At 36.5% G+C, this 9,917-nt stretch carries 12 protein-coding genes; 4 read left to right on the top strand and 8 right to left on the bottom strand.

Translation table 11 applies throughout. The features are described 5' to 3' along the window. Positions 1 to 149 precede the first annotated feature (149 nt). Together LIV57_RS05535 and LIV57_RS05530 are read right to left on the bottom strand one after the other, a co-directional pair. Positions 150 to 989, bottom strand: a complete 840-nt coding sequence (locus LIV57_RS05535) for a GLPGLI family protein (protein ID WP_227941775.1) — start codon at positions 987 to 989, stop codon at positions 150 to 152. A gap of 118 nt (positions 990 to 1,107) precedes the next feature. Next, positions 1,108 to 1,575, bottom strand: coding sequence for an acyl-CoA thioesterase (locus LIV57_RS05530; protein WP_002980508.1), 468 nt, complete (start codon positions 1,573 to 1,575; stop codon positions 1,108 to 1,110). 121 nt (positions 1,576 to 1,696) lie between these two features. Between LIV57_RS05530 and LIV57_RS05525 the strand changes: the two genes are divergently transcribed. Then, positions 1,697 to 2,053, top strand: a complete 357-nt coding sequence (locus LIV57_RS05525) for an arsenate reductase family protein (protein ID WP_227941774.1) — start codon at positions 1,697 to 1,699, stop codon at positions 2,051 to 2,053. Positions 2,054 to 2,177: 124 nt separating this feature from the next. On the opposite strand, the gene gcvT is transcribed toward LIV57_RS05525, so the two are convergent. Genes gcvT through idi form a run of 3 tightly spaced genes read right to left on the bottom strand, consistent with a single transcriptional unit; the run spans position 2,178 to position 4,246 of the window. Then, a complete protein-coding gene (gene gcvT / locus LIV57_RS05520; protein ID WP_120230545.1) occupies positions 2,178 to 3,254 on the bottom strand; it encodes a glycine cleavage system aminomethyltransferase GcvT in 1,077 nt (358 codons plus the stop codon). Positions 3,255 to 3,263: 9 nt separating this feature from the next. After that, positions 3,264 to 3,734, bottom strand: a complete 471-nt coding sequence (locus tag LIV57_RS05515; RefSeq protein ID WP_227941773.1) for a hypothetical protein — start codon at positions 3,732 to 3,734, stop codon at positions 3,264 to 3,266. 2 nt (positions 3,735 to 3,736) lie between these two features. After that, a complete protein-coding gene (gene idi / locus LIV57_RS05510; RefSeq protein WP_227941772.1) occupies positions 3,737 to 4,246 on the bottom strand; it encodes an isopentenyl-diphosphate Delta-isomerase in 510 nt (169 codons plus the stop codon). Positions 4,247 to 4,574: 328 nt separating this feature from the next. On the opposite strand from idi, the gene LIV57_RS05505 reads away from it, so the two are divergent. Continuing rightward, on the top strand, positions 4,575 to 4,985 hold the full coding sequence (locus LIV57_RS05505) for a phosphoheptose isomerase (protein ID WP_002980498.1): 411 nt from the start codon (positions 4,575 to 4,577) through the stop codon (positions 4,983 to 4,985). Between the two features lie 86 nt (positions 4,986 to 5,071). Then, positions 5,072 to 6,031, top strand: coding sequence for a D-2-hydroxyacid dehydrogenase (locus LIV57_RS05500; RefSeq protein ID WP_227941771.1), 960 nt, complete (start codon positions 5,072 to 5,074; stop codon positions 6,029 to 6,031). Between the two features lie 78 nt (positions 6,032 to 6,109). On the opposite strand, the gene mscL is transcribed toward LIV57_RS05500, so the two are convergent. Continuing rightward, entirely contained in the window at positions 6,110 to 6,487 is a 378-nt protein-coding gene (gene mscL / locus LIV57_RS05495) for a large conductance mechanosensitive channel protein MscL (RefSeq protein WP_002980494.1), read from the bottom strand. Between the two features lie 245 nt (positions 6,488 to 6,732). Between mscL and LIV57_RS05490 the strand changes: the two genes are divergently transcribed. Then, complete coding sequence (locus LIV57_RS05490; protein ID WP_227941770.1) at positions 6,733 to 8,250, top strand: NAD(P)H-hydrate dehydratase; 1,518 nt, start codon at positions 6,733 to 6,735, stop codon at positions 8,248 to 8,250. A 71-nt stretch (positions 8,251 to 8,321) separates the two neighbouring features. Here the strand turns inward: LIV57_RS05490 and lgt are convergent, their stop codons facing one another. After that, positions 8,322 to 9,170, bottom strand: coding sequence for a prolipoprotein diacylglyceryl transferase (gene lgt / locus LIV57_RS05485; RefSeq protein ID WP_227941783.1), 849 nt, complete (start codon positions 9,168 to 9,170; stop codon positions 8,322 to 8,324). Between the two features lie 450 nt (positions 9,171 to 9,620). Further along, positions 9,621 to 9,872, bottom strand: a complete 252-nt coding sequence (yidD, locus tag LIV57_RS05480; protein ID WP_034695943.1) for a membrane protein insertion efficiency factor YidD — start codon at positions 9,870 to 9,872, stop codon at positions 9,621 to 9,623. Positions 9,873 to 9,917 lie beyond the last annotated feature (45 nt).

Here is a 9,917-nt window from a genome sequence, read left to right as displayed (position 1 = left end):
TCTAAAAGGAATAAAGAAGTGAGGACATTTCTAAAGCACAATATACTTCCTGAGTTATTTAGCCAAAACTGTTCTCTCACCCCTTTTGCTTTGTATGTAAATTTATTCTTTTGCAAACATAGGAGCCCAAACTTAAAATAACCATAGCTTTAATATACCGGATAATGCATCGCCTTATCAATTTCAATCGGATTGTTGTATTTTCTGATGACCTCCTGCATGCTTTTGGCCTGGGTATTCAGTTCATCCACATTATGAATTTCCTTTCCGTTGATATTAATTCTAAGGTCATTATTGGATTTGCTGATATTATTTCTTTCAAAAGCAAAAGGATCATTATAAAACTCCATAAGCAGCTTATGTTTTTGCTTTTCGTTAATAGAGATTGCCTTATTGCCAAAGCTGGATTCCAGGAAATCTGAAGTAGAGGAGACTTCCGGAAGTTCTCTGCTTTTAACGAGAGTATATATGAAATTTTTCTTAGCATCTGATAGCTCAAAGATTAAACCAGGTAATCCACGCAGTTTAAATGGTCCTTCATTAAATGGAATGTCTTTACAGAACCAGGCCGTCCAGCTTCTCCCTCCAAATTTTGTAGTTGCTTTTTGTAAAGTATAGTTTTCTACCTTTTTTATCTCATCAGCAATCGTCCAATTGATCTTATCCGTTGTTTTAAATGTATAATATCCATTTTTAATATTGATGAAATTTTCATTATCAAAAGAATTGATCTTTCTTTTAACCACCTGTCCGGTCATATCAGTATAGCTGAAGTTCGTTCCGAATTTTTTATTCAGTGAGTCTCTGATGGCGAGATCTTTTCCATAGAATTTTACCTCCTTCGGGGTGATATCCAGGATCATATTCACTTTTTCATATCCAGCCTCGGTAGAATCCATTTTATACTGAAGCTCATAAATAAACCGGTGTGTCTGAGACTGCACCAAAGCTATTACAAGCAATGCTGTTAAAGTAAAAAAACTTTTCATATCATGTGATTGGTTGTTTTTTGTTACTGGTTTCCCAAAATCTTAAACCTTAAACCTTAAACCTTAAACCTTGAACTTTAAACTTTGAACCTTAAATCTCGCATCCCGAAATCTGTTCTTACAAAAAAGGTTTCATTTCATCTTCAATCTGCGTTCTCAGCTCCATCAGGCGTTTGGCATACATTTCAAGCTGTTTTTCTTCCTCTGTTTCCGGTGTCCATTTTGGAACAGGGAGTTTTTTTCCATTTTCATCCACAGCTACAAATACGATAATACAATGTGTTTTCTTCTCAAAGTTGGGCTGTTTTAAATTTCTTGAAAAAACATTGATGGCGATATGCATGCTTGAAGTTCCGGTATAGATCACCTGGGCATCTACTTTTACTACTTCCCCGATTTTGATGGGATCATAAAAACGGATTCCACCAACATAGACTGTAACAGAATAATTACCACTCCAGGTTGTCGCGCATGCATAACCGGCCTGATCAATCCATTTCATAACACTTCCTCCATGTACATTTCCTCCGTAATTAACATCTGAAGGCTCCGAAATAAACTGAAAAGTAATAGGCTTGTTCTGCATCTTTATAAAATTTGAATAAAGTTATTTAATAATTTCCAAATTTTTGGATTAAATCCTACTTTTGAAAGACGAAACTTTCAATGAAAGGGAATTTTAACCAACAACAGATTTAGAAAACGTAATGAAGAAAGTATTTTATCTCAATACATGTGATACCTGCAGAAAAATTTTATCTCAATTTGATCTTACTGACTGGGAACTTCGCGAAATTAAAAAAGAGCCCATCACGAAAGAGGAATTGGCAGAAATGCATAAGAAAACAAAATCGTACGAAGCATTATTCAGTAAAAAATCTACTCAGATCAAACTGAGAGGACTGGATGTAAAGTCTTTGACAGAAAAAGATTTTAAAGAATTGCTGCTGGACCACTATACTTTCCTGAAAAGACCTGTTTTTATTACAGATAAAGAGATTTTCGTGGGTAATGACAAAAAAAATGTTGAAGAACTGCAGAAGTTCTTTGGGGTAAATGAATAAATTTAACTGGAAACTAATTTTGCAAATAATAAACCTTATAGGTTTTTAAAACCTATAAGGTTTGGATATAAACCCAAAAGAGGCTGTGATTTGTTCACAGCCTCTTTTTACTATTTTTTTTCAATTATACAAAAGGAGCTTTCACCACTTTTGCAGGAATGTTCTTGTTTCTTACCTGAATAAAGATTTCAGATCCTAATTTGAAGTGAGGTTTGTCTACGTAAGCAAGACCTAATCCTACTTTTTTCATTGGAGACTGTGTCCCTGAAGTTACTTTTCCAATCACGTTTCCTTCAGCATCCACCACAGGATAGTCATGTCTTGGAACTCCTTTGTCTGTCAGTTCGAAGCCAACTAATTTTCTTGTAACTCCTTCTTCTTTCTGTTTTGCGAAAACATCTTTGGAAACAAAGTCTTTATCAAATTTAGTGATCCATCCTAAACCGGCTTCAATCGGAGACGTTGTATCATCGATATCGTTTCCGTACAGGCAGAATCCTTTTTCTAATCTTAAAGTATCTCTGGCAGCCAATCCGCAAGGAATAATTCCTTCTTCTTTACCAGCTTCCATTACGGCATCCCAAAGTTTTTCAGCACTTCCGTTATTGAAATAAATCTCAAAACCACCGCTTCCTGTGTATCCTGTGTTTGAAATAATCACATCATTTTCTCCGGCAACAGTTCCTACAGTAAAATGATAGTAAGGAATTTCTGAAAGATTTACGTCCGTAAGCTTTTGAAGAATTTCAGTAGCTTTAGGCCCCTGAACTGCCAATAATGACATCTCATCAGAAGCATTGGTCATTTTAGCCCCGAAAGTATTGTATTTTGAAATATGATTCCAGTCTTTGTCGATGTTGGATGCGTTGACTACTACAAAATATTTGTCATCTTCCATTTTGTAAACGATAAGGTCATCTACAATTCCGCCGTTTTCGTTCGGAAGGCAGGAATATTGAGCTTTTCCGTTTTCAAGTGCATCCACATTATTGGTAGTTACATACTGCAAAAGGTCTTTTGAACCCGGCCCTTCGATGAAAAACTGTCCCATGTGGGAAACATCAAATAAGCCTGCTTTTTCTCTTACTGCAAAATGCTCCTCTGTAACCCCTGAATATTGAACAGGCATTTCAAAACCTGCGAAAGGTACGATCTTAGCTCCCAAAGAAACATGTTTGTCGTACAAGGCTGTTTTCTTCATATTTAATTTTTATTTCTTTATTTTAAAACTGTTAAAAGTCTCATTGAATAGGGTCATATAGTTTCCGTTCCAGTATTTCTGGCCACAGTTGATGGAAACCAAATATAAGTTTTTATCTTTTTGAAAAGCTTTGGTTACCCAGAACAGCTTCTCTTTTTCATCGAAATGCTCATAAGAATATTCTGTATATCCTTTCTGGCTCTTTTTTTCTTTTACTTTATCCTCCGGGTCTTGTGATTGATAAAGTGCCAGCATAAATTTTTTTACCTCCTCTTTGGGAAGGGGAAGATCATGATATTCCGAAATGGTAACCGCGCCTATCTGGCTGGTAGGAAAAATATTAACAATTTCACTGTCGTTGGTAGATTTCCAGCCTTCAGGAACATTAATAGAATAATTGGAATTTTCATAGACCTTTGCTTTTTGGGCAAAAAACAGACTTCCCATCAAAAGTGCAGAAAAAAGCAATATTTTTTTCATCGTTAAAAATGGTGTTTATATTCTTCGAGGATGATTTTAAACCATTCCGTAAAGTTTTCAGGATGTTCAGAAATTTCCTTATCCAGATCTTCCATGGAAATGAATCTTACTTCTTCCACTTCTTCCTTATTCAAATTGAAATCAGTTTCATGATTTCCCACAAATACATGATCAAGCTCGTGTTCCCAAAGACCACCGCCTACGTCTGCCTTGTAAATAAAATTGAATTTTTCTGAAAGCTCTGCTTCAATTCCCAGTTCTTCCTTTAGTCTGCGTACCGCTCCTTGCTGATAAGTTTCCCCGTCACGTGGGTGTGAGCATACCGCATTGGTCCATTGGTTAGGAGAATGATATTTTCCTGAAGCTCTTTTCTGAAGAAGCATTTCTCCTTTACTGTTGAAAAGAAATACAGAAAAAGCACGGTGTAACAGGCCATTGATGTGAGCCTGCTGCTTTTCCATCAGTCCTAAAACCTCATCTTCAGGATTTACTAAAACAACATATTCTTCCATTCCTACAAATGTAAGAGTAATAAATGTATTTTGGAAATTTTTAGATAAACATCATGCTTTTTGTAATCATGGCAATGAAATTGAGGAAGTCAGAAAAGACTGGCAGGTAAATTTGTCCATTCACTGAGTAGTTGCTTTTCAGATCTCCACTTTATGATGTAAAAATAAAATGTGAAATGAAAATTTTTAACTAATTCGGCTTGAATGGTTGATAAAATATTGATATTATTCTTTGAAAACCAGTTTTTATAGTAAAATATTAATGTAAAGCAAGATTAATATGCCTGATAATTGTAAAAACGCTAACTTTGTTTTTTAATATTTAGTAATGGAATTAGAATACATTGAACACATTAGTCCTATTCTAAAGGATGGAATAAAAAATTACTTAATAGATATCGACGGAACCATTACCGATGACGTTCCCAATGAAGAGCCGGAAAGAATGGTTACCTGCGAACCCTACCCGGATGCTCTGGAAACGATCAACAGATGGTATGACGAAGGACATCAGATCTGCTTTTTTACTTCAAGAACCGAAAATCTGAAACAAATTACGATCGACTGGCTGGATAAGCATGGCTTCAAATACCACAGCGTGCTTTGCGGAAAACCAAGAGGAGGAAATTATCACTGGATAGACAACCACCTGGTAAGAGCTACAAGATACAAAGGAAGATTTACGGATTTGGTAGAAAAACAAGTGACCATTGAGGTATTCAAAGAAGACGGCGAATAAAAATATAATTCAAAGATTTAAAGATTAAATGTGAACCAGTACCTTTAATTTTTAAATCTTTCATTTTTTAATATACTTGATATTTTATGAAAGTTTTAGCAAACGACGGCCTGGATCAATCTGGAATAGATGCATTGACAGAAAAAGGCTTTGAGGTGATTACTACAAAAGTTCCCCAGGAATTTTTAGTAGATTATATTAATGAGCACAAAATCCGCACATTATTGGTGAGAAGTGCCACACAGGTAAGAAAAGATATTATTGATGGATGTCCGTCCATCGACATTATTGGAAGAGGAGGTGTTGGTATGGATAATATTGACGTAGATTATGCAAGAGAAAAAGGGATTCATGTGATCAACACTCCTTCAGCATCATCGGAATCTGTGGCTGAGCTTGTTTTCGCCCATTTGTTTTCCGGGGCGAGATTTCTTCAGGATTCTAACAGAAAAATGCCTGTTGTAGGAGATACAGAATTTGCAGGTCTTAAAAAAGCATATGCTGCAGGTATCGAACTGAGAGGAAAAACCATCGGTATTGTAGGAATGGGAAGAATCGGCCAGGAAGTGGCAAGAATTGCTTTAGGACTTGGGATGAGAGTGATTGCTGCTGATAATAACGTCGGAAGAGCAAGTATCAAAGTGAAATTTTACAACAACCAGTTCATCAATGTTGATATCGAAACAGAGCCGTTACAGGATGTTTTAAAACATTCAGACTTCATTACTTTACACGTTCCTGCACAGAAGGACGGTTATATGATCGGAAAGGATGAGTTTGAAATAATGAAAGACGGAGTAGCTGTTGTCAACTGTTCAAGAGGTGGAGTTATTGATGAAGCAGCTTTAATTCAGGCTTTGGATTCGGGTAAAGTACGATTTGCCGGTTTGGATGTTTTCATTAATGAACCCACACCATCCAAAGAGATCCTTACTCACCCTAAAATTTCTCTTACCCCTCACACGGGAGCTTCTACTCTTGAAGCGCAGGATAGAATAGGGCTTTCCCTGGCAGAGCAGATTTCAAGTATCTTACAGATTCAATAAGTTGAAAATGATCATAAATAAAGCACTCCAGCCTTAGACCGGAGTGCTTTTTTATTTTTAAAACTGTTGTTTAAAAGATTAGATATTTTTGCTTTTCAGCAAATCTCTGATCTCCATCAGTAATTTTTGATCTTCTGTAGGTCCGGCAGGAGCTGGAGCCTCTTTTTTGTTTACTTTATTGGCGAATTTAATGATCCAGAAAAGAACCATCGCAATACAAAGGAAACTGATTACTGCTGAAAGGAAATTTCCGTAAGCAACGCCATTCCAAGAAAGTTTTGCAATGTTTTCTGCACCGGCGGCTTTCAATGCCGGGTTGAGTATAAGAGGAGTGATTACATCTTCCACTAATGAGGAAACAATTTTACCAAATGCTGCCCCAATGATCACACCGACAGCAAGATCGAGAACATTGCCCTTAAAGGCAAACTCTTTAAATTCTTTTACAAATCCCATAATTTATATTTTTTTAATTAGTATATACACAAAAATATAATTAAAAAATGTAAAAAACACTACGTTTAATCGTTTTTTATTCCCAAAATATTGAAATTTACGCTCATTTCCTGCTAACAGTTTTAATTAATATTTCAGCATTGTAACAATACATTATGCCATTAATGATGACTTTTTATTTTTATTAATGAGGTGATAGCATAATGAAAAATCTTTTGTAATTTGCTTAAAAGTTTGTTTCACCTATGAAAATTTTCACCGCAGAACAGATACGAAGCTGGGATCAGTTTACGATTTCCCATGAGCCGGTTTCTTCTATTCAATTAATGGAAAGAGCTTCAATGGCTGCTACTCATTGGATTTCGGAACACTGTAAAAACCATAAAAAACTGGCTGTATTTTGTGGTAACGGAAATAACGGAGGTGACGGCCTGGCTGTCGCAAGGCTACTTTATCTGAAAGGTTTTGATGTAGATGTATTTGTTAGCGATTCCAAAAGGAAATTTTCAGAAGATGCTTCTGTTAACCTGAAAAGACTCCGCGATTTGTCGGGAATTTCAGTCAGAAAATTTGATCCCGAAGAACAGTATAATTTTGATGAGAAAACCATTATTGTAGATGCCCTTTTCGGAACGGGATTATCCAGACCGTTGGAAGGTGATTATAAAAAGCTTGTTGAACAATTGAACAGCAAAAAAAATAGTAAAATATCCATCGATATTCCTTCCGGATTGTCTGCAGATGAAATGTTTGATAATAATCCGGTTATTCTGAAAGCTGATTATACACTGACCTTTCAATGTTGGAAAAGAACCTTCCTTCATCCTGAAACAGGGAAATATACCGGAAAAGTAGTACAGCTGGATATTGATTTAAGCAAAATATACGCAGATACAACTGATTCTGATTACTCTGTAATTGATGATCAGCTGGTGGGATCGATATTTATTCCAAGACAGGAATTTTCCCATAAAGGCAGTTATGGTAAGGCAGCCATCATAGGAGGAAGCTATGGAAAAATAGGAGCGGCAGTGCTGGCAACACGATCAGCTCTCAAAACCGGAGCAGGGCTGACCTTTACACTCGCTCCGGAATGCGGATACAATATTTTGCAGACCTCATGCCCCGAAGCTATGTTTATAAAAGGAGGGGAGCAGTTTATCACAAATTTTGAAATGGACAAAGATGTTACCTGTGGTGCCGGTCCTGGTTTGGGAACGCATTCCGGTACAGAGAAAGGCTTTTTGAGTTTTCTTAAAAACTATTCTCAGCCATTGGTTCTCGATGCAGATGCATTGAATATTATTTCAAATGATCCAAAAAATTTGAAACTCATTCCCAAAAAATCAATCATAACTCCTCATCCGAAAGAGTTTGAAAGACTTTTCGGAAGTACAGATAATTCTTTTGAAAGACTTGAACTGGCAAGGAAAAAGGCAAAAGAACTTGATCTTTATATTGTCCTTAAAGACCACCATACCCAGGTTGTTACTCCGCAGGGAAAAGTATTCTATAATATAACCGGAAATGCAGGTCTTGCGAAAGGAGGAAGCGGAGATATTCTTACCGGAATTCTCACTTCGCTTCTGGCTCAGAAGTACTCTGAAGAGGAGACTTGTATTCTTGGGGTATGGCTGCATGGCAGAGCGGCCGATATTGCTTCAGAAAAACATTCAAAAGAATCGATGCTGCCTACTGATGTCATTGATGCCTTTGGGTCTGTTTTCGAAGAACTGAACAGAAAGGCGGAGAGAAATCTGTAAGTAAACAGCTAATAAAAAAGGCAAATCTGTATTTCTACAAATTTGCCTTTTTATTTTTCAGCTTAAATGGCTTATTCCGGTTTTTCGTTTTCTGCCTCAGTGATCTTAAATTTCTTGGAAACGATCATGATGACAACACCTGCAATCATAAAAGGAATCGAAAGAACCTGACCTGTATTCAGACCGCCAATCTGGATGAATTCATCTCCCTGTGGCTCCTTAAGAAACTCAACAAAGAACCTGATCGCCCAAAGAATGATGAAAAACAGACCGAATAACCATCCCTGCTGGTATTTTTTATTTGTTTTTCTGTACAATATCCATAGTAAAATGAAGAGAAGAACATATCCTACTGCTTCAAATAACTGGCTTGGGTAACGGGGTACAGTAAGACCATACTCACTGCTTTGTTGTGGGAAAAGCAAAGCAAACGGAGAATTCGGGTCAGCTGGTTTACCAACGATTTCAGAATTGAAAAAATTCCCCATTCTTACAAACGCTCCTCCTAAAGCTACGACAATACCTAGTCTGTCATATACCCAAAAAGGGTTTTTCTTAATGATTTTAAATGAATAATAAAGCGTGGTAAAGATCAGGGCAATCGTAGCACCGTGGCTCGCCAGTCCTGAAAAACCTGTGAATTTTAAACCGTTTTTTGTGCTTATCGGTAAAAATACACTCCAGAAATCCTCTTTAAATAGTTCCGGCTGATAAAAGATAACATGTCCTAATCTTGCTCCCAGAATAGTCCCTATCAATGTCCATGTGAACAGAGGTTCTAGGTATTTCTGGTTCACATTATCAATCTTAAAGATTCTCGTCATCAAAACATATCCGAATCCAAAGGCAAAAACAAACATCAAACTATAAAAGTGAAGCGTAAATGATCCGATGTGAATACCTTTTGAAGGATCCCAGATTTTAAATGAAGTCTTGAGTTCTACTTTATCAGAATCAGTGATAGGTTTTACAGTCTTTACTGCATATTTAAAAGTGGTGATATTTTCTTTGGTAACACCAGTATCAATCAACTTAAAGTTTTTATCAAAAAACTGATACCTGGAATCCTTATACTTTGCTAAAGTGGAAGCCCCATAATTGTAATAAGCAGGTTCAAAATTGGATTCATTAAGAATCACAACGAAAGACTGGTTCTTGTCTGATTCTCTGTCCGGAAAAGCTGTAAGGTCTCCCATCTCTGTGGTAGAATAGATTTTTACAGGAACATTACTTCCATTGATATCTAAAGTTCCGTCAGATAAACCTCCAGGGTATTCCTGTGCAAAAAGAAGCTGCGTGATGAACGCAAACAGCACAAGATAAATTCTGAAAAAGATAGTATTCATTTTTCTATTGATTTAATAGTTTGATTATTGACATTTATGTTTGGGGGGAACAGGATCATAACCGCTTCCTCCCCAGGGATGGCATCTTAAAATTCTTTTAAATCCCAGCCAGAAACCTTTAAAAACACCATGTACCTGAAGCGACTCAATCATATAGTGGGAACAGGTAGGTTCGTAACGGCAGTTTTTGGGAAGTAAGGGCGAGATGAACCATTGGTAAAATTTGATCAAAATTACCAGCGGAAATGTAATGATTTTATTGAATGTAAGTTTCAAAACAATGCAAAAATAGGGTAAAAAAATGAAAATTAGTTTAATTTT

The sequence above is a fragment of the Chryseobacterium sp. X308 genome, from assembly GCF_020733145.1.
GTDB classification, from domain to species: Bacteria; Bacteroidota; Bacteroidia; order Flavobacteriales; family Weeksellaceae; genus Chryseobacterium; species Chryseobacterium cupriresistens.
Note: the sequence above shows the minus strand (reverse complement) of the source record. Positions and strands in the feature narration are given on the sequence as shown.